Genomic DNA, 19417 nt, shown 5'->3' with positions numbered 1-19417 from the left:
CGCGGAACACGGCAGGCCGTAAGCCAGCCCATATTCCGGCGCGATCCGGCGCCAGACGGCTTTCCGGGGGACACGCGGCTCCGGGGGCGCGCCGAAGGGGTGCGACGGGCGGTTCAGAGGCGCTGGACGGCCAGGCCGGAGCCCCAGCGGGCGATGGCCTCCTCGTCGGCGAAGGCCAGGGCGCGCATCATGTTGCCGCCGTCGCTGGCGATGACGGTGCGGCGCAGGCGGCGGGCGTACGCGGGCGAGAGCCGGGTCGTGCCCTCCTCCACCGTGTCGCCGAAGAACGGCGCGAACGCGACCCCGGCGAACCCGGTGCGGCGCAGCAGGACCGGCAGGGTCTTGGCGGAGTAGAACATCAGGTGGTTCTTGGTGAACCCGCTCCACGCCGAGCCGTACGCCTTCAGCAGCAGCGAGCCGGCGTTCACGGTCAGGATCAGCAGCACCCCGCCCGGCCCGAGCAGCCCGCGGAAGCGGGTGAAGTCGTCCAGCGGGCGCGGCAGGTGGGCCAGCACCGACCACAGGGTGATCGCGTCGAAGCCGCCCCGGGCGACCTCCTCGACGTCCTCGGGCGCGCCGAAGTAGGCGCGGGCCTTGGTCAGCCGCCGGTTGGCCTCGGCGACGGAGTCGGGCGAGAGGTCCACGCCGCAGGCGTCGAAGCCGCGCTGCTCGGCCAGTTCCAGGAACAGCCCGGCGCCGCAGCCGAAGTCGAGCAGGCGCCGGCCGGTGCCGTCGTCGAAGACCGGCGAGAACGCCGACATGGTCAGCCGGTAGCGCCGCTGCCGGTTCTGCGCGTAGGAGCCGGTGAGGAAGCCGCTGTAGTTGGTGGCGTACAGGTCGCCCAGCCGCTCGGGGCGCACGTTGGGGTTGCGGTAGAGGAAGCCGCAGGACGGGCAGCGTACGACGCGGTAGGACCACCGCGTCTTGCCGTTGTCCTTCTGCGCGGCCGGCCGGAACAGCGGCTGCTGCCGCGACTCGCCGCACAGGTGGCAGCTTATGAACTCCTCGATCTCGCCCAGGGGCACCCTGGCCTGATACTCCTCCAGGGACAGCACCGGTGCCCTGCGCAGCCGCAGCCACCACTGAGCCTCCCTGGCGTACCGTTCCCCGGGCCGGACGTAGACCCGCTGCCCCCATGGGACGCGGTCGTACCTGTGGCCGAAGACAGCGCGCGCGATGATCCGTTTGGCCGACACCATGACTACCCCTGCCTGGATTCGCGGGCCTTCACATGCTTTTACGTGCTTATGCGTGCATTTACATGCCTCTGCGTGGGTGGGTATGCCCCACACTGACACGCGGATCGGCATGGCTCAAGCACCCTGCGCCGGGTGGCGGCGATTACGGGATAGAGTTGAGCGATCCCCCACAGTGACAACAGCGCAGGGGGATGATGGTGGTGCGAGTGATGGCGGCGCGGCGTGTCGTGGCGGCCGGGGCGGGGGTCTGCGCCCTGCTCACCTCGGCGGCCGGGTGCGAGGGCGACGACGGCGAGACCGGGCTGCGCACCGGCCGCGACCTGCCCGGCGGCGCCGTGGTGGCCGGGGTCTCCTTCCAGCCCGCCCCGCTCGCCTGGGGCCCCTGCGACGCCGCGACCACCTCCCCCGCCGAGCGCGCCCCCGCGACCACCTCCCCCGCCACGACCTCTCCCACGACCACATCCCCCGCACAGCCCGCCCCCACGACCACCGGCGCCCAGCCGGCCGCCCTGGAGTGCGCCACGATGCGCGTCCCGCTCGACTACGACGACCCCGGGGCCGGCACGATCGGCATCGCCGTGATCCGGGCCAGGGCCACCGGCCCCGGCCCCCGCATCGGATCGCTGCTGTTCAACTTCGGCGGCCCCGGCGCGTCCGGCGTGGACATCCTCAAGCAGACCCTCGGCCAGTGGCGCACCCTGAACACCCGCTACGACCTGGTCTCCTTCGACCCGCGCGGGGTGGGCGCCAGCGCGCCGGTCGAGTGCCTGGACGACCGGCAGATGGACGCCTCGATGCAGTCCGACTCCTCCCCCGACGACGCGGCCGAGGTCGGCATGTTCGAGGCGGAGCAACGGGCGTACGTACGGGCCTGCCAGGCCCGCTCCGGCAAGGTGCTCGGCCACGTCGGCACCGTGAACGCGGCCCGCGACATGGAGCTGCTGCGCACCGCGCTCGGCGACGACAAGCTCAACTACTTCGGCATCTCCTACGGCACCTGGCTCGGCGGCGTGTACGCGCACCAGTTCCCCCGCAGCACCGGCCGCATCGTGCTCGACGGCGCCGTGGACACCAAGATCTCCACCAGGGACCTCAATCTCCAGCAGGCGGCCGGCTTCGAGCGGGCGCTGCGCAGCTACGCCGAGGCGTGCGCCAAGCGCGGCGCCACCGACTGCCCGCCCAGCAAGGGCGACAAGAGCGCCGAGGCGATCATCTCCGACATCCGCGCCTTCCTCGAAGGGCTCGACGCCAAGCCGATCCGGACCAGCCAGGGCCGCCCGCTGAGCCAGACCCTCGGCGTCAGCGGCGTGGCCACCGCGCTGTACTCCAAGCAACTGTGGCCCGTGCTCAGCCAGGGCCTGACCATGGCGTACGAGGGCGACGGCACCGTGCTGCTCAGCCTCGCCGACGCCCAGAACGGCCGCCGCGAGGACGGCACCTACACCAACCTCAACGCCGCCAACACCGCCATCAAGTGCGACGACACCACCGAGCGCTACACCGTCTCCGACGTGGAGGCCGCACTGCCCCGCTTCCGCCGCGCCTCGGCCGTCTTCGGGCCGTTGCTGGCCTGGAACCTGATGCAGTGCACCGGCTGGCCCTTCCCCGGCGACGACGAGGCCAAGGAGGTCAGCGCGCCCGGCTCGGCGCCGATCGTGGTGCTCGGCAACACCGGCGACCCGGCCACCCCGTACGCGTGGGCGCCCGCGCTGGCCAGGGAGCTCGGCAACGCGCGGCTGGTCACGCTGCACGGCGAGGGCCACGGCTCCTACGACACCGGCGACCCGTGCGTGGTCAAGGCGGTGGACGACTTCCTGCTCCAGGGCAAGGTCCCGGCCGACGGCACCCGCTGCCCCTGACCGCCACCCCCGTGCCCGGCGGCCTCACCCTCGGCGGGGTGCTGCGATCGCCTCCGAACCGTCCTCCGCAGCGGGTCCGAGGCCGGGCCGCAAGCCGTTCGCAAGCGGCCCGCCCTAGCCTCTGTCCTCGTGTTCGGAATCATCCGGCCATGCCGGCACACGCTGTGCGGCGGGTTGCACCGGCAATGGCTGTCTCACCTGTGCGGGCTGTGCCTGACCCTGCGCGACCGGCACGGGCACGCCGCCCGTACCGCCACCAACTACGACGGGCTGCTGGTCTCGGTGCTCACCGAGGCCCAGGCCCCACAGGAGTACCGGCGCAGGAAGGCGGGCCCGTGCGCGCTGCGCGGCTTCGCCTCCGCCGAGGTCGTGCCGGCGCGGGCCGAGGGCGCCAGGCTCGCCGCCGCGGCCTCGCTCATCCTGGCCGCCGGCAAGCTCGGTGACCACGTGGCCGACGCCGACGGCCCGTACGCCCGCCCGCTCGTCGCCCGCGCCGCCCGCGCCCTGGCGGGCCGCTGGTCCAGGGCGGGCGCCGCGGACGCCGGCGAACTGGGGCTCGACGCCGCCGTGATCACCGAGGCCCTGAGCCGCCAGCCGGCCCTGGAACGCGAGGCGGCCGGGAACCCCGCCTCCCCGCTCCTGGCCCTGACCGAGCCCACCGAGACGGCGGTGGCCGCCGTCTTCGCGCACACCGGCGTGCTGACCGGCAGGCCGCACAACGTACCGGCGCTCACCGAGGCGGGCCGGTTCTTCGGCCGCCTCGCCCACCTGATCGACGCCGTGGAGGACCTGCCCGCCGACCGGGCCTCCGGCGCGTTCAACCCGCTCGACGCCACCGGCACCGACCTCGCCGAGGCACGCCGCCTGTGCGAGGACGCCGCCCACGGCCTCAAGCTCGCCATCGGCGACCTGGACCTGGCCCGGCCCGGCCTCACCCACGCCCTGCTCGTCCACGAGGTGTCCCGCGCGGTGCACCGCACCTTCGCCGAGACCACACAGGACGCCCCACCGGGCCACCACCCCGGCCGCACCCTGCCTCCCCGCCCGTCCGGCCTGCCCGGCTGCCTGGGCGACGGCCTGATGGCCTGCACCTGCGGGGCGTACCAGCCGCGCTGGAGCGAGGACCGCGGCAAGCGCTGCCGCGACCGCTTCGACGTCTGCGACTGCGGCGACTGCCCCGACTGCACGGTGTGCTGCGACGCGATCAAGTGCTGCCGGAGCTGCCGCTGCGACGACGGCTGCTGCAAGTGCTGCGACTGCGACTGCAACTGCAACTGACGCCCACCACCAGCCTGCGGCCGAGACGCCATGGCGGAGCCCGGCCGAGACCGCATGGCCATGCCCGGCCCCCGGCCGAAGCCGCACGACCACGCCCCACCCCCCGACCGAGACCGCACGACCACGCCCCACCCCCCACCGAAGCCGCACGACCACGGCCCAACCCCCGACCGAGACCTTATGGCCCTTGTGGCCCTTGTGGCCTTGTGGCCGAACGGCCTCCGAGACCCTTATGGTCGGTCCCGTGACCGACCCGGTGAGCCCGCAGGAGCGGGCGGTAGAGCTGTTCCACGAGGTGGCCCACAGGGTCCCGGCCTACCGGGCGTTCCTGCGGGAGCACGGCGTGGACCCTCAGAAGATCACGACATTTCACGACTTCACCACGCTGCCGCTCACCACCAAGGACACCTACACCCGCCGCCACCCCCTGCCCGACCTGTGCCGCGACGGCCTGATCGGCGACATGATCGCCGTCTCCTCCGGCTCGACCGGCACGCCGTCGTTCTGGCCGCGCTCGACCGCCGACGAGCACGCCATCGCGGCCCGCTTCGAGCAGGTCTTCCGCGACGCGTTCGGCGCCCGCGGGCGGCGCACGCTCGCCGTGGTCTGCTTCGCGCTCGGCACCTGGGTCGGCGGCCTGTTCACCCTCGCCTGCTGCCGCCACCTGGCCGACCGCGGCTACCCGATCACCTCGGTCGCGCCGGGCAACGACATGCGCGAGATCCTGCGCGTCGTCCCCGAGCTGGCCCCGTACTTCGACCAGGTGGTGCTGCTCGGCTACCCGCCGTTCCTCAAGGACGTGATCGACGCCGGGGCCGCCGCCGGCGTGCCCTGGGCCGAATACGACCTCAAGCTGGTCACCGCGGGCGAGGTCTTCAGCGAGGAGTGGCGCACGCTGGTGTGCGAGCGCGCCGGCATCGCCGACCCCGCCACGGCCACCGCCTCCCTGTACGGCACCGCCGACGCGGGCGTGCTCGGCAACGAGACCCCGCTGTCCATCGGCGTCCGCCGCTTCCTGGCCACCCGCCCCGACGCCGCCCGCGAGCTGTTCGGCTCCACCCGCCTGCCCACCCTGGTCCAGTACGACCCGAACTCACGCCTGTTCGAGACCGTGGCCGGCACCCTGGTGTTCACCGGCGACAACGGCGTCCCCCTGATCCGCTACCACATCGCCGACGACGGCGGCGTCGTGCCGTACGACCGCATGCTCGCCTTCCTGGCCGACCACGGCCACCACCCGCCCGACCCGTCGCCCGCGCTGCCCTTCGTCTACGTCTTCGGCCGGGGCCGGTTCGCGGTGTCGTACTACGGGGCGAACGTCTACCCCGAGAACGTCTCGGTCGGCCTTGAGCAGCCCGAGGTCAACCGAGCGGTGACGGGCAAGTTCGTCATGGAGGTCGTGGAGGACGAGTCGCGCGACCGCCGCCTGCGGGTCACGGTCGAGCTGGCTCCCGGCCGCTCCCCCTCCCCCGCCCTGGCGGAGTCGCTGGCCCACTCGATCCTCACCCACCTGACCCGCCTGAACAGCGAGTACGCCCACTACGTCCCCGCCGGCCGCCGCCTCCCCGAGGTCCACCTGCGCCCCACCGCCGACCCGGAGTACTTCCCCCCGGGGGTCAAGCACCGCTACACCCGCCCCTGACCCAGACCGCGGAAATGTCGGGGCGAGCGCCTACGCTGAGGGCATGGCTCGGGCTAACGATGAGGCCGCTGCGGCGCTTGAGGAATACGCCGATCTGTTCGCGATGACCGGCGGCGACGCCTTCCGGGTGCGCAGCTACCAGAAGGCGGCCAAGGCCATCGCCGGCTACCCGGAGGACATCTCGCAGGCCGAGGTGCGCAAGGTGCCGGGGGTGGGCGAGGCCATCGCGAAGAAGGTGGAGGAGTTCCTGCGGCGGGGCAGCTTCCGGCAGCTCGACGACCTGCGCGCGCAGGTGCCCGAGGGGGTCCGGCTGATGACCCGCGTCCCCTCGCTGGGGCCGAAGAAGGCGATCTTCCTGTTCAACGAGCTGGGCATCGACTCCCCGGCCGCGCTGGCGGAGGCGATCAGGGCGGGGCGGCTGACCGGGCTGCGCGGCTTCGGCGCCAAGACCGAGGAGAACCTGCTGCGGGGCATCGAGCAGATGGAGCAGTCGGGCCGCAAGGTGCACATCGGCGTCGCGATGGAGGCGGCGGAGCAGGTCATCGCGTCCCTGTCCGGCCTGCCCGGCGTGCGGAAGATCGCGTACGCCGGGTCGCTGCGCCGGATGAAGGACACCCTGCACGACGTCGACATCCTGGCCGTCGGCCCCGAGTCGCTGATGGCCGACTTCCGCGCCCAGCCCTACGTCGCCGAGGTCATCGCCGCGGGCGAGAAGAAGACCTCGATCCGCACCTCGCGGGGTCTGCAGGTGGATCTGCGGGTGGTGCCCGCCGAGTCGTGGGGCGCCGCGATGCAGTACTTCACCGGGTCCAAGGAGCACAACGTCCACATCCGCGAGATGGCGGTCAAGCGGGGCTGGAAGCTGTCGGAGTACGGCCTGTTCGAGGGCGATCGGGTGATCGCGGCCGAGGACGAGGAGGACATCTACCGGGCGCTCGGCATGCCGTGGATTCCGCCCACGCTGCGTGAGGACGGCGGCGAGGTGCAGGCGGCGCTCCGGGGCGAGCTGCCCCGGGTGGTGGAGCTGTCCGATCTCAAGGGCGACCTGCACACCCACACCGACCTCACCGACGGCATCGCCTCCCTGGAGGAGATGGTCGCGGCGGCGGCGCGGCGCGGCTACTCGTACTACGCGGTCACCGACCACGCGCCCGACCTGGTCATGCAGCGGATGACCCTGGAGAAGGCCCTCGCCCAGCGCGAGCGCCTGGCCCTGCTCCAGGAGCAGTACCCCGGCATGCGCCTGCTGCACGGCACCGAGCTCAACATCGGCCCCGACGGCTCGGTCGACTGGCCCGAGGAGATCCTGGCCGGCTTCGACGTGACGGTGGCCAGCGTGCACTCCCACTTCACCCAGTCGCGCGCAGAGATGACCGCCCGCTTCATCGCCGCCTGCGAGAACCCCCAGGTCAACATCATCGGCCACCCCACCACCCGCAAGATCGGCAAGCGCGCCCCCGTCGATGCCGACTGGGACGCCGTCTTCCGCTGCGCCGCCGCCACCGGCACGGCCATGGAGATCGACTCCTACCCCGACCGCTCCGACCTCCCCGCCGACCTGGTCCGCCTGGCCCGCCACCACGGCGTCAAGTTCTCCATCGACAGCGACTCCCACGCCATCCCCCACCTGGCCCACCAGCGCTTCGGCATCGGCCTGGCCCAGCGCGCCTGGCTCACCCCCGACGACGTCATCAACACCTGGCCCCTGGACCGCCTGCTGTCCTTCCTCAACCGCACCTGACCCCGGAACACCCCCGGTCGCGACGGGAACCGGCCGGCCGGGAACCGAGCAGCGAGCATGGTCCACCGGCGAAGGCCGGAGTGGAGGTGGTGGTGGTGATCGGCGGTGAGCGGGCCGGCCACCGCGAACGATCTCGGCTCCGGTGCGTCCGCCGGTGTGGCCGATGATGCCGACGGCAACCGCAACCGGTGGGAGCCGCGGCCATCGGACAGCGCGCCTGCGGGCCGGTCACGGGAACCTCGGGGCGGGATCGGCGGACGGGCACGCCACCGGCGGGCGGACACGCCACCTGCCGGGCCGGGGCGGGTCGCGCCGGAGCGGGTCGCACCAGGCCGCGTCACGCCGAACCGGGCCGCGCCGGTCGGGCCGGGGCGCCTTCAGCGGGCGGGCGCACCTTCCCGGACAGGCGCGTTCCCGGACAGGCGCACCATCAGCGGGCGGCGCACCTTCGGTGGCGGGCGCATGCTCAGCAGGCGGTGGCGCCTTCGCCTCTGGCCGATGATGCCCACCACAAACCGCAACCGCTGAGGGGAGCACCGCCATCCGACAGCGCGCCTACCGGACCGGTCACGGGAGCGTCAGGGCGCCCTCGGTAGGCGGGCGCACCCTCGGCGGGCGGGGGGCGCCTTCGCCTGTGGCCGATGACGCCGACGGCAAACCGCAACCGGTAGGGAGGCACCGCCATCGGACACCGCGCCTGCGGGGCCGGTCACGGGAACCTCAGGGCGGGATCGGCGGGCGGGCACGCCACCGGCGGGGCCGGGACGAGTCGCGCCGGGGCCGGATCGCACCGGGGTGGGTCCCGCCGGGGCCGGGTCGGCGCCGGGACGCGCTGGTCGGCGAACCGCGCTAGGTCGGGCCGAACCGCGCTCGGCGGGGCGGACCGGGTCGCGCTGGTCGGACCGGACCGCGTTACGTCGGGCCGGACCGCGCTGAGCGGGGCCGGGCCAGGTCGCTTGACTCGTGCCCCACCGTGCCAGGGCGGGCCGTCCGGTAGGCGGGCACGCCACGTGCCGGGCCAGGGCGAGTCGCACCGGGTCGGCTCGCGCCGGGGCCGGATCGCACCGGGGTGGGTCCCGCCGGGGCCGGGTCGGCGCCGGGACGCGCTGGTCGGCGAACCGCGCTAGGTCGGGCCGGACCGCGCTAGGTCGGGCCGGACCGCGCTGGGCGGGGCCAGGCCAGGTCGCTTGACTTGCGCCGCACCGTGCCAGGGCAGGCCGTCCGGCAGGCGGGCACGCCACTGGCGGGCGGGCACACCATCGGTGGGCCGACACACCTTCCCCGGACGGGCAAACCTTCCCCGGGCGCGCGCATCCTTCCCCCGGCGGGCACACCCTTCCCCGGACGGGCGAGACGGGTCGCGTGGCGAGACGGGTCGCGCGTGGGGGGAGGCATTGGGTTCGCGTTTTGCGATCAATGGGCCAAGGGTTCAGAAAGGGAAGTGTCACCTTCGTGGGGCGGGGAATTGTTCCCGCTGGTCGATTCGGGAATCGGCGCATACCGGCGCGGCGGATATCGCCATCTGCGGGCCGTAGCACTCGATTTCAGCCGGGAGAATCTGCGGGAGACTCCCCCGAAACGTGCCTGAAACCACTACGCGTGAAGATGCTCACCATCCCCTTCCCATCCACTCGCAGGAGGCCGGGACGATGCGCCAGTTGACTGCACTCGACGCGCAGTTCCTCCACGCCGAGTCGGCGACGACCGCCGTGCACGTGGCCGGGGTGGCGATTCTCGATCCCGCCTGCGCGCCCTCGGGCGCCATCACCCGGGACGACCTGGTCGCGTTGCTGCGGCGTCGCGTGCACCTCGCTCCGGCGCTGCGACTGCGGCTCGCGGACGTGCCGCTGGGGCTGGACCATCCGTACTGGACCGAGGACCCCGGCTTCGACCCCGCCGACCATGTGTACGAGACGACGCTGGCCGAGCCGGGCCTCCTGGCCGACGAGGTGGCGCGCATCCACGAGCGGCACCTCGACCGCGGCCGTCCGCTGTGGGAGATGCACCTGATCCACGGGCTGGCCGACGGCAAGGTGGCCGTCTACACCAAGGTGCACCACTGCGCGATCGACGGCGTGTCCGGGGCGGAGACGCTGGCCGCGCTGCTGGACGTCGCCCCGGAGGAGTGCGTGCCCGCCAGGCCCGATCCCGGTGACGAGGACGGGCGGGTGACCGCGCCCGACACCGTGACCATGCTGGCGCGGGCCGCGACCCGGACGCTGGCGCACCCGCTCGGGGCGCTGGGCTCGCTGCGGCGTACGGTGGCCGATCTGGACGCGGTGCCGCTGGTGGCCGGGCTGCCGGGCGCGCGCATAGTGGCGCGGGCCGCGCGGCTGCTGACCGGTGACCGGCGCCCGATCCCCGACCTGCCGCCGGCGCCCGTGCCGCGCACGCCGTTCAACGGGCCGGTGTCGGCCAGGCGGCGGGTGGCGTACGGGTCGCTGCCGCTGGCCGAGGTGAAGCGGGTGGGGCAGGCGTTCGGGATCAGTGTGAACGACGTGGTGATGGCGCTGTGCGCGTCGGCGCTGCGGGCGTGGCTGGTGGAGCACGACGCGCTGCCCGATCGCCCGCTGGTGGCGGCGGTGCCGGTCGCGGTGCGCACCTCCCGGGCCTCGGAGCGGGCGGGCAACCAGCTCTCCGCGATGATCGCGCCGCTGGCCACCGATGTGGCGGGGCCGCGGGAGCGGCTGCACGCGGTGGCGGCGGCGATGCGGGCGGCCAAGCGCCGGTTCGCCCGCTCCCCCGCGACCTGGCTGCGCGAGCTGCCGGCGCTGCTGCCCCCGGCCGTGACGCCGTACGCGACCGGGCCGGTGTTCCGCCTGGCCGCCACGGCGTTCCCGCCGATCAACCTGATCGTGTCGAACGTGCCGGGGCCGCAGTTCCCGCTGTACCTGTCGGGCGCGAAGCTGGAGGCGTACTACCCGATGTCGGTGCTGTCGGACGTCAGCGGCGCGCTGAACATCACCTGTTTCTCCTATGACGGCAACCTGGACTTCGGCGTGGTCGCCTGCCCGGATCACGTGGAGGACGCGGGCCGGCTGGTGGAGCACCTGGGCGCGGCGCTGGAGGAGCTGGTGGCGCTGATCCCGCCGCCGGCGCCCGCGCCGCCGGGGCCGGCCAAGCCGGCGGCGGGCAAGCCCGCGGGCAAGCCGGCCGCCCGGCGTGCCGCGGGGCGCAAGACCTCGAAAGCGCACGCCCGATCCTGACACAACTCCGTCCCGGATGAGACATAATTGTCGCATACGGGACGGAGTTGACTCATGGCTCTTAACAGGGATCAGATCATCACCGCGGCGATCCGGCATCTGAACGCGGACCCCACCGCGTCCATGGCCGAGATCGCCGATGGCATCGGGGTGAGCCGGGCCACGCTGCACCGGCACTTCAGCAGCCGCGAGGCCCTGTTCGCGGACATGGGCAGGCGTGCGCTGGACGTGTGGGCGCGGGCGCACCGCGTGGCCGGGGTCGAGGAGGCCATCGCCGACGGGAGCGCGGAGCGCCTGGAGGCGGCGCTGCGCCGGTACGTGAGCGAGCTGATCACCCAGTCGGAGGAGTTCGGCTTCGCGCTCACCGACAGCCTGATCGCCGTGCTGCCGGAGCTGCAGGCGTACTCGCGGGAGCTGGAGGACCGCGACGAGGCGCTCGCCGCCGCCGCGCAGCGGGCCGGGGTGCTGCGCCCCGACGTGCCGCCGCGCTGGGTGGGCAACGCGGTGTACGGCCTGCTGATCAGCGTGCGCGACAGCCTGCGCAACGGCGACATCGCCGCCCGCGACGCCGAGCGCCTGCTGCTGGAGACCGTGCTGCACGGCCTGGCGGCACCGGCGAAGGAGAGGCCGTGACCAAGCAGATCACGGTCCCCGCCGAGAAGGGCTACCGGCGGCGGTGGGCCGGGCTGGCGGTGCTGAGCGCGAGCCTGCTGCTGGTCGTCATGGACATGACGATCCTGAACGTGGCCCTGCCCGCGCTGGCCGCCGACCTGCGGCCGGGGTCGGTGGAGCTGCTGTGGATGGTGGACGTCTATCCGCTGGTGCTGTCGGGGCTGCTGGTCAGCGTGACCGCGCTGGGCGACCGGTGGGGACGCAAGCGGATGCTGCTGACCGGGTTCGCGGTGTTCGGCGTGGTGTCGGCCGCGGTGGTCCTGGCCGCGAACCCGGAGACGGTGATCGCGCTGCGGGCCCTGCTCGGCGTCGGCGGGGCGATGATCATGCCGTCCACGCTGTCCATGATCCGGGCGATGTTCGCCGATCCGCGCGAGCGGGCGACGGCGCTCGGCGTATGGTCGGCGATGGCGGCGGTCGGCTCGGCGCTGGGCCCGATCCTGGGCGGGCTCCTGGTCGAGCGGTTCTCCTGGCAGGCGGCGTTCCTGGTGAACGTGCCGGTCATGGTCGTCGCGGTGATCGCGGGGGCGTTCCTGCTGCCCGAGTCGCGCAATCCGACCCCGGGGCGGTGGGACTTCCCCGGCACGCTGCTGTCGATGGCCGGGATGGTCGCGCTGGTGTACGCGATCAAGCACGCCGGGTCCGACGGGTTCGCCGCCCCGGCCACCCTGGCCGCCTTCGCGGTCGCGGCCCTGTGCCTGGGCTGGTTCGCCGCGCGCTGCCTGCGCCGGCCGGACCCGCTGCTGGAGATCCGGCTGTTCCGGCGGCCGGCGTTCGCGGCGGGCGTGGTCGCGGCGCTGTCCACCAGCATGGCCATGGCCGGGATGATGCTGCTCATCGCGCAGTGGATGCAGCTCGTGCTGGGCTACTCGGCACTGCAGACCGGCCTGCTGCTCCTGCCCGCCGCGGTGGCGGGCGGGGTCGTCGCGCCGCTGACGCCCGCGCTGGCCGCGAGGACGGGGGCGCGGGCCGTGCTCGCCGGGGGCCTGCTGCTGTCGGCCGCCGGGTACGCGGCGCTGTTCCTCGCGCCGTCGCCGCTCGGCCTGGGCTGGGCGACCGCGGGGCTGGTGCTGATCGGCGCGGGGATGGGCAGCCTGACCATCGCCTCGGCGGTGATCATGTCGAGCTCGCCGGCGGCGAAGTCCGGCAGCGCGGCGGCGATCGAGGAGACGGCGTACGAGCTGGGCGGCGCGCTCGGCGTGGCCGTGCTCGGCAGCGTCGCGGCGGCGGTGTACCGGGCCGGGCTGCCGGTGGCCCGCCTGACGGAGCTGGTCGCGGCCGGCGGCGAGGCCGCGGCGCGCGAGTCGCTGGCCGGGGCGCTGGCGGTGGCCGCCGCGCTGGGCGCGGAGGGCGCCCAGGTGGCCGAGGAGGCGAGGCGGGCGTTCGTGACCGCGCTGGAGACCTTCGGCCTCGCGGGCGCCGTCCTGATGCTCGCCGCGGCGGCGGCGGTCTGGCTGCTCGCGCCGAGGACGCTGGACCTGTCGGCCTCGCAGCACTAGCCGGAAGGAAGACGAAGCGGCCCGGCCGGGTGGGGGGAGGCCGGGCCGCTTCCGGTCCCTGGCAGGGGGACCGTGGAGGGAGGTGCGGGTGCGGTGCCCGTCCCCGCCCCGCGGGTCATGGCGGGGATGGAGACGGGCACCGGGGCGCTTGATGCCCGGCTTGTGCAGACGCCGAGGTCACCAGCGAAGCGCCGGGGTGGTCAGTGCTGGCTCGCCTTCTCCGCGCCCACGCCGGTGAGGGATCGGACCTCGATCTCGGCGAACTTGGCCGCGTTGTGCTCCTTGCTGAGCACCGTGCCGAGCCAGCCGGCGAAGAAGCCGAGCGGGATGGACAGGATGCCCGGGTTGGACAGCGGGAACCAGGCGAAGTCGGCGTCGGGGAACAGGGCCGTCTCACTGCCCGACACGACCGGCGAGAAGATCACCAGGACCAGGGCGGACACGAGGCCGCCGTAGATCGCCGAGACCGCGCCGGCGGTGTTGAACCGCCGCCAGAACAGGCTGTACAGGATCGCGGGCAGGTTGCCGGAGGCGGCGACCGCGAAGGCCAGCGCCACCAGGAAGGCGACGTTCTGCCCCTGGGCCAGGATGCCCAGGCCGATCGAGACCGCGCCGATGACGAACGCGGCGATCCTGGCGACCAGGACCTCCTCCCGGTCGGTGGCGGTGCCGCGCTTGAACACGTGGGCGTACAGGTCGTGCGCGAAGCTGGAGGAGGAGGCCAGGGTCAGGCCGGCCACCACCGCCAGGATCGTGGCGAACGCGACGGCCGCGATGATCGCCAGCAGTACGGTGCCGCCCACGTCGCCGAAGAGCTGCTGGCCGACGGCCAGGGCGAGCTGTGGCGCGGCGGTGTTGCCGCCCTTGTCCTGCGCGGCGATGGCACCGGAGCCGACCAGGGCCGCGGCGCCGAAGCCGAGGACCAGGGTGAGCAGGTAGAAGGTGCCGATGATGCCGATGCCCCACAGCACCGACTTGCGGGCGTCCTTGGCGGTGGGCACGGTGTAGAACCGGATCAGGATGTGCGGCAGGCCGGCGGTGCCCAGCACCAGCGCCAGGCCCAGGCTGATCAGGTCGATCTTGCCGGCCAGGCCCTGCGCGTCGGTGGCGTACCTCCCACCGGCGTTGAGGAACGCCTCGCCCTTGCCGCTCTTCTGGGCCGCCTCGCCGAGCAGCGCGGAGAGGTTGAAGCCGAACTTGCCCAGCACCAGCAGCGTGATCAGCGTCGCGCCGCCCATGAGCAGCACGGCCTTGACGATCTGGACCCAGGTGGTGCCCTTCATGCCGCCGACCACGACGTAGACGATCATCAGGGCGCCGACGCCGACGATCGTCAGCGCCTTGCCCGCGTCGCTCGTCACGCCGAGCAGCAGGCCGACCAGCGCGCCCGCGCCGACCATCTGGGCCAGCAGGTAGAAGATGCTGACCGTGATCGTGGACACGCCCGCGGCGGTGCGCACCGGGCGCGGGCTCATCCGGAACGCCAGCACGTCGGCCATGGTGAACTTGCCGGAGTTGCGCATCAGCTCCGCGACGAGCAGCAGCGCCACCAGCCAGGCGACCAGGAACCCGATCGAGTACAGGAACCCGTCGTAGCCCGACAGGGCGATGATGCCGGCGATGCCCAGGAACGACGCGGCGGACATGTAGTCACCGCCGATCGCCAGGCCGTTCTGCGCGCCGCTGAAGGACCGGCCGCCGGCGTAGAAGTCGGTGGCGTCCTTGGTCTGGCGGCTGGCCCAGAAGGTGATGCCCAGCGTGGCGACCACGAACACCAGGAACAATATGGTCGACAGGACATGGGACGAGTCGTTCACTGCTGCTTCTCCTCGACCTCGTGCCGGAGCTGGTCGGCCAGCGGGTCGAGCTTCTTGCCCGCATGCCGTGCGTACGCCCACGCGATCAGGAACGTCGAGACGAACTGCAGCACACCGAAGATCAGCGCCACGTTGATGTTGCCGAACAACGTGATGCCCATGAAGTCGCGCGCCCAAGCCGAAAGGATCACGTACAGCAGGTACCAGGCGAGGAACGCGGCGGTCATCGGGAACGTCCACGCGCGGAAGCGCCGCTTCAGCTCCTGGAACTGCTCACTGCTCTGCACCTGTTCATACACGGATGCGTCGTGGTGTTTCGTGGTCACCCAGTACCTCCCACGAATGTGATGTGGATCACGGCTACCGTAGGAGCGGAGGGTACGCCGCCGGGAGTGCCCCGGCGGGTACGTTCGCCGAGGCGTCGGCGGACCGCGTTCAACCGGTGCCCGGCTGCGACGAGTGGTCAGATCTCCGCGACGAACGGTCGGATCGGGCTGTCAGGTGCGCGTCAGGTGCGCCGGGGCCGCCAGTCGCCGCGATCGACGTTCAGCGTCTCGGGAGTGTGCAGGCGCACCATGACGCGTGCCACGTCACCGGGCACGCGGTCCTGCGTGGCCAGCGAGACCAGGATCATCACGGCGAACGCGATCGGCACCGTCCAGGCCGCGGGCTGGGCCAGCAGCGCGCCCAGCACCCCCTGGTAGGGGCCGCCGACGATCGTGGCGAGCCCGGCGGAGCAGGCCAGCCCGCCGCCGACGAGCAGCCCGGCCATCGCCCCGGCCGAGGTCAGCCGCCACCACCAGATGCCGAGCACGAGCAGCGGGCAGAACGACGACGCGGCGACCGCGAAGGCGAGCCCCACCACGTCGGCCACCGGCAGCGACCGCGCCGAGGAGGCCAGCACCAGCGGCACGATCACCGCCAGCACCGTCGCCACCTGGAAGGAGCGCACGTTGCCGCGCAGGATGTCCTGGGCGACCACCCCGGCCACCGACACGGTCAGCCCGGAGGAGGTGGACAGGAACGCGGCGAACGCGCCCGCCGTGACCAGCGCGAACAGCAGGTCGCCCGGCGTGCCGCCGATCAGCTCGCCCGGCAGCGTGAGCACCACCGCGTCGGTGCGGCCGGCGGGGATCAGGTCCTTGGTGTAGATCCGGCCCAGCGCCCCGTAGATCGCCGGCAGCAGGTAGAACGCCCCGAGCAGCGACAGCACCACCAGCGTCGTACGCCGTGCCGCCCGCCCCTCCGGATTGGTGTAGAACCGCACCAGCACGTGCGGCAGCCCCATGGTGCCCAGGAACGTGGCCAGGATCAGCGAGTAGGTCGAGTAGAGCGGGTACTCCCTGCCGCTGCCCAGCGGGACCGCCCAGGTGGCCGCGTCCTCGGCCGAGATCCCGGGCGCGCCGTCGGCCCGCCAGGCCATCAGCAGGAACACCACCGGCACGGCGAGCGCGGTGAGCTTGAGCCAGTACTGGAACGCCTGCACGAACGTGATCGAGCGCATGCCGCCCGACAGCACGTTCACCGCGACCACCACGGCCACCAGCACGCCGCCCACCCACACCGGCGCGCCGGTGATCGTGCGCAGCACGAGCCCGGCGCTCTGGAACTGCGGCATCAGGTACAGCCAGCCGATCAGCACGACCAGGACGCTGGCGGTGCGGCGCACGGTCATCGACGACAGCCGCGCCTCGGCGAAGTCGGGCAGCGTGTACGCCCCCGACCGGCGCAGCGGCGCCGAGACCAGCACCAGCAGCACCAGGTAGCCGCCGGTCCAGCCCACCGGCAGCCAGAGCATGTCGGCGCCGTAGGCCAGGATGAGCCCGGCGATGCCCAGGAACGACGCCGCCGACAGGTACTCGCCGCCGATCGCCGAGGCGTTCCACAGCGGCGAGACCGTGCGCGAGGCCACGTAGAAGTCGGAGGTCGTGCGCGAGATGCGCAGCCCGAACACGCCGATCAGCACGGCCGCGAGCACCACGATCACGACCGCGGTGACGCCGTACGCCGGGCTCATCGCGCCCTCGCCGCCTGGGTCACTGCCGCTCGACCAGCTCGGCGAAGTGGCGCTCGTTGCGCTCCGCCTGGCGCACGTACAGCCACGCGCCGACCACGAACGCCGGGTAGATGAGCCCGGCCAGCACCGCCCACGCCAGCGGTATGCCCAGCACGCTCACCTCGTGCAACCCCGGCACCAGCAGGAACAGCAGCGGCAGCCCGCACACCACGCAGCCGAGGACCGTGCACACGAACAGGGCCAGCCGGAACTGGGTCTTGATCAGCGAGCGCATGTACACCTCGCCGAGCCGGGTCTGCTCGTCGATCTCGCGGGTGACCGGGTAGCGCGGGCGGCGGGCCGCGATCGTGCGCGGGCTGGTGACCACCTCGCGGCGCGGCGGCCGGTCGGGCGGCGGGGCGCTCTTTCGGACCTTCTCGGTCATGCTCCCGTACCCTGCCCCTTGCGCGCGCGTCTGACAAGAAGGTCGCGGAGCTCGCGGGTGTGCCGGCGGCTGACCGGGATCTCGGTGTCGCCGATGCGCACGACGCAGCGCCCGGAGTCGATGTGCAGCTCGTCGATGTGCTTGACCGCGACGAGGTGGCTGCGGTGCACCCGGACGAACCCGGCCGAGGCCCAGCGCTCCTCCAGGGTGGCCAGCGAGATGCGCACGAGGTGGCTGCCGGTGGCGGTGTGCAGGCGGGCGTAGTCGCCGTGGGCCTCGACGTAGCGGACCTCGGTGCTGGCCACGAACCGGGTGACCCCGCCCAGCTCGACCGGGATGGTGTCGGGCTCGCGGGCGCCGGGATCGGGCTCGGCGGCCTCGGAGGCCACGCACACCCGCCGGATCGCCTCGGCCAGCCGCTCGGGGCGTACCGGCTTGAGCAGGTAGTCCTCGGCCTTGATCTCGAAGGCGTCCACCGCGTGCTCCTCGTACGCGGTGACGAACACGACCCGGGGCGGGTTGGCGAACTGCGACAGCAGCCGCCCCAGCACCACGCCGTCGAGCCCGCGCATGCGGATGTCCAGGAAGACCGCGTCGATCGGCCTGCCGTCGGCTATCGCCCGGTCGAGCAGGCGCAGGGCCGCGGCGCCGTCGCGGGCCATCGCCACCTCGCCGATCCGGGGATCGGCCCGAAGCAGGTAGGCGAGGTCCTCAAGCGCGGGCAGCTCGTCGTCCACCGCCAGGACACGCAGGCCGGCCACCATCCCTCCTTCCGCACGAATTCCATAGAGCGTGCTGAACCGGGTCACAGAAGTCAACGGCGTCCAGGTCACGGCTTTCCCACTACCTACCCGTTTCTGGGATCAACGTACGGAAACTCCGGGACGGTACTTGGGCAACCTGACGCTCACCTTGGTGCCCGCGCCCGGCGCGGTCTCCACGACGAGGCCGTACTCGTCGCCGTACACCTGGCGCAGCCGCTCGTCCACGTTGGCCAGGCCGACGCCGCCCGCGCCCGAGCGCTCCTCGTCGTCGCCGGCCAGGATACGGCGCAGCCGCTCGGGGTTCATGCCGATGCCGTCGTCCTCGACGCTGATGGCGCACTCGGCGCCGGCGTCCTCGGCCACGATCGAGATCCGGCCGGTGCCGGGCTTGCTCTCCAGGCCGTGCCGCACCGCGTTCTCCACCAGCGGCTGCAGGCACAGGAACGGCACCGCCATCGGCAGCACCTCGGGCGCGATGCGCAGCGTGACCTGGAGCTGGTCGCCGAACCTGGCGCGTTCGAGGGTGAGGTAGCGGTCGATCGAGCGCAGCTCCTCGGCCAGGGTGGTGAACTCGCCGTGGCGGCGGAAGGAGTAGCGGGTGAAGTCGGCGAACTCCAGCAGCAGCTCCCTGGCCCGTTCGGGGTCGGTGCGCACGAAGGAGCCGATCGTGGTCAGCGAGTTGTAGATGAAGTGCGGCGAGATCTGCGCGCGCAGGGCGCGCACCTCGGCCTCCATCAGCAGGGTGCGCGAGCGGTCCAGCTCGGCGAGTTCGAGCTGGGAGTCGACCCAGCGGGCGACCTCCTGCGTGGCCCGGACCAGCCCGGCCGAGGCGTGCCCCCCGTACGCCGCGAGCGTGCCGACCACCCGGTCGTCGGGGGTGAGCGGCACGACCACGGCGTACCTGATCGGGCACTCGGGCCGGTCGCAGGAGATGACGTCGGGGCCGAGCACGTGGGTGCGGCCGTCGTCGAGGGTCTCGCCCGCGTGCGCGAAGGCGTCGGCGGCGTGGTGCTCGCCCGCGCCGTCGTAGACCAGCAGCCGCTCGCGGTCGGTGATGGCCAGCGCGGGCGAGCCGAGCAGCGCGCGCAGGTGGCGCGACGCCTTCAGGGTGCCGGACTCGGTGAGCCCGGCGCGCAGCGGCGGCGCGGCCAGCGAGGCGGTGTGCAGGGTCTCGAAGGTGGCCCGCTCGGCCGGGCTGCTGCCCAGCTCGCGCCGCCCGCTGAGCACCCGCCACAGGACCAGGGCGGGCACGCCCACCAGCGCCAGGACCACGAACACGGCCACGACGGGTTCCACAGC

14 protein-coding genes are annotated in these 19417 nt (G+C 73.1%); 7 read left to right on the top strand and 7 right to left on the bottom strand.

The features are described 5' to 3' along the window. Nucleotides 1-113: 113 nt before the first annotated feature. Nucleotides 114-1199, bottom strand: coding sequence for a class I SAM-dependent methyltransferase (locus tag HNP84_RS04720; protein WP_185048102.1), 1086 nt, complete (start codon nucleotides 1197-1199; stop codon nucleotides 114-116). 209 nt (nucleotides 1200-1408) lie between these two features. Here HNP84_RS04720 and HNP84_RS04715 point away from each other — a divergent pair, with 209 nt between their 5' ends. From HNP84_RS04715 to HNP84_RS04685, 7 genes are all read left to right on the top strand, one after another. Then, nucleotides 1409-3058: an alpha/beta hydrolase gene (locus HNP84_RS04715; RefSeq protein WP_185048101.1), complete on the top strand. Its 1650-nt coding sequence runs from the start codon at nucleotides 1409-1411 to the stop codon at nucleotides 3056-3058. A gap of 129 nt (nucleotides 3059-3187) precedes the next feature. After that, entirely contained in the window at nucleotides 3188-4336 is a 1149-nt protein-coding gene (locus tag HNP84_RS04710; RefSeq protein ID WP_185048100.1) for a DUF5685 family protein, read from the top strand. A 244-nt stretch (nucleotides 4337-4580) separates the two neighbouring features. Beyond that, nucleotides 4581-5978: a phenylacetate--CoA ligase family protein gene (locus tag HNP84_RS04705; RefSeq protein ID WP_312923742.1), complete on the top strand. Its 1398-nt coding sequence runs from the start codon at nucleotides 4581-4583 to the stop codon at nucleotides 5976-5978. 43 nt (nucleotides 5979-6021) lie between these two features. Then, complete coding sequence (gene polX / locus HNP84_RS04700; RefSeq protein ID WP_185048098.1) at nucleotides 6022-7719, top strand: DNA polymerase/3'-5' exonuclease PolX; 1698 nt, start codon at nucleotides 6022-6024, stop codon at nucleotides 7717-7719. Nucleotides 7720-9368: 1649 nt separating this feature from the next. Beyond that, nucleotides 9369-10925 (top strand): WS/DGAT/MGAT family O-acyltransferase, encoded by a 1557-nt coding sequence (locus tag HNP84_RS04695; protein ID WP_185048097.1) that lies wholly within the window; start codon nucleotides 9369-9371, stop codon nucleotides 10923-10925. Nucleotides 10926-10979: 54 nt separating this feature from the next. Then, nucleotides 10980-11558: a TetR/AcrR family transcriptional regulator gene (locus HNP84_RS04690; protein WP_185048096.1), complete on the top strand. Its 579-nt coding sequence runs from the start codon at nucleotides 10980-10982 to the stop codon at nucleotides 11556-11558. Beyond that, a complete protein-coding gene (locus tag HNP84_RS04685) occupies nucleotides 11555-13096 on the top strand; it encodes an MFS transporter (RefSeq protein ID WP_312923740.1) in 1542 nt (513 codons plus the stop codon). The genes HNP84_RS04690 and HNP84_RS04685 overlap by 4 nt, the downstream gene beginning before the upstream one ends. Nucleotides 13097-13296: 200 nt before the next feature. On the opposite strand, the gene HNP84_RS04680 is transcribed toward HNP84_RS04685, so the two are convergent. From HNP84_RS04680 to HNP84_RS04655, 6 genes are all read right to left on the bottom strand, one after another. After that, nucleotides 13297-14913, bottom strand: a complete 1617-nt coding sequence (locus tag HNP84_RS04680) for a monocarboxylic acid transporter (RefSeq protein WP_312923739.1) — start codon at nucleotides 14911-14913, stop codon at nucleotides 13297-13299. Next, entirely contained in the window at nucleotides 14910-15239 is a 330-nt protein-coding gene (locus HNP84_RS52565; protein ID WP_185048094.1) for a DUF485 domain-containing protein, read from the bottom strand. Before HNP84_RS52565 ends, HNP84_RS04680 begins: the two co-directional genes overlap by 4 nt. Before the next feature lie 182 nt (nucleotides 15240-15421). Further along, entirely contained in the window at nucleotides 15422-16930 is a 1509-nt protein-coding gene (locus HNP84_RS04670) for a sodium/solute symporter (protein WP_185048093.1), read from the bottom strand. A 19-nt stretch (nucleotides 16931-16949) separates the two neighbouring features. Then, entirely contained in the window at nucleotides 16950-17354 is a 405-nt protein-coding gene (locus tag HNP84_RS04665; protein WP_185048092.1) for a hypothetical protein, read from the bottom strand. Continuing rightward, nucleotides 17351-18115 carry a LytR/AlgR family response regulator transcription factor gene (locus tag HNP84_RS04660; protein WP_312923991.1) on the bottom strand — a complete coding sequence of 255 codons (765 nt, stop codon included), beginning with the start codon at nucleotides 18113-18115 and terminating at the stop codon, nucleotides 17351-17353. The genes HNP84_RS04665 and HNP84_RS04660 overlap by 4 nt, the downstream gene beginning before the upstream one ends. Before the next feature lie 102 nt (nucleotides 18116-18217). Then, entirely contained in the window at nucleotides 18218-19414 is a 1197-nt protein-coding gene (locus tag HNP84_RS04655) for a sensor histidine kinase (protein WP_185048090.1), read from the bottom strand. Nucleotides 19415-19417: the final 3 nt, after the last annotated feature.

This window comes from Thermocatellispora tengchongensis, assembly GCF_014202315.1.
Lineage (GTDB): Bacteria > Actinomycetota > Actinomycetes > Streptosporangiales > Streptosporangiaceae > Thermocatellispora > Thermocatellispora tengchongensis.
Note: the sequence above shows the minus strand (reverse complement) of the source record. Positions and strands in the feature narration are given on the sequence as shown.

Bases quoted from the DNA above. Each gene is read 5' to 3' on its own strand.
- HNP84_RS04720 (WP_185048102.1), bottom strand. From the start codon at position 1,199: ATGGTGTCGGCCAAACGGATCATCGCGCGCGCTGTCTTCGGCCACAGG.
- HNP84_RS04715 (WP_185048101.1), top strand. From the start codon at position 1,409: ATGGCGGCGCGGCGTGTCGTGGCGGCCGGGGCGGGGGTCTGCGCCCTG.
- polX (WP_185048098.1), top strand. From the start codon at position 6,022: ATGGCTCGGGCTAACGATGAGGCCGCTGCGGCGCTTGAGGAATACGCC.
- HNP84_RS04695 (WP_185048097.1), top strand. From the start codon at position 9,369: ATGCGCCAGTTGACTGCACTCGACGCGCAGTTCCTCCACGCCGAGTCG.
- HNP84_RS04690 (WP_185048096.1), top strand. From the start codon at position 10,980: ATGGCTCTTAACAGGGATCAGATCATCACCGCGGCGATCCGGCATCTG.
- HNP84_RS04670 (WP_185048093.1), bottom strand. From the start codon at position 16,930: ATGAGCCCGGCGTACGGCGTCACCGCGGTCGTGATCGTGGTGCTCGCG.
- HNP84_RS04665 (WP_185048092.1), bottom strand. From the start codon at position 17,354: ATGACCGAGAAGGTCCGAAAGAGCGCCCCGCCGCCCGACCGGCCGCCG.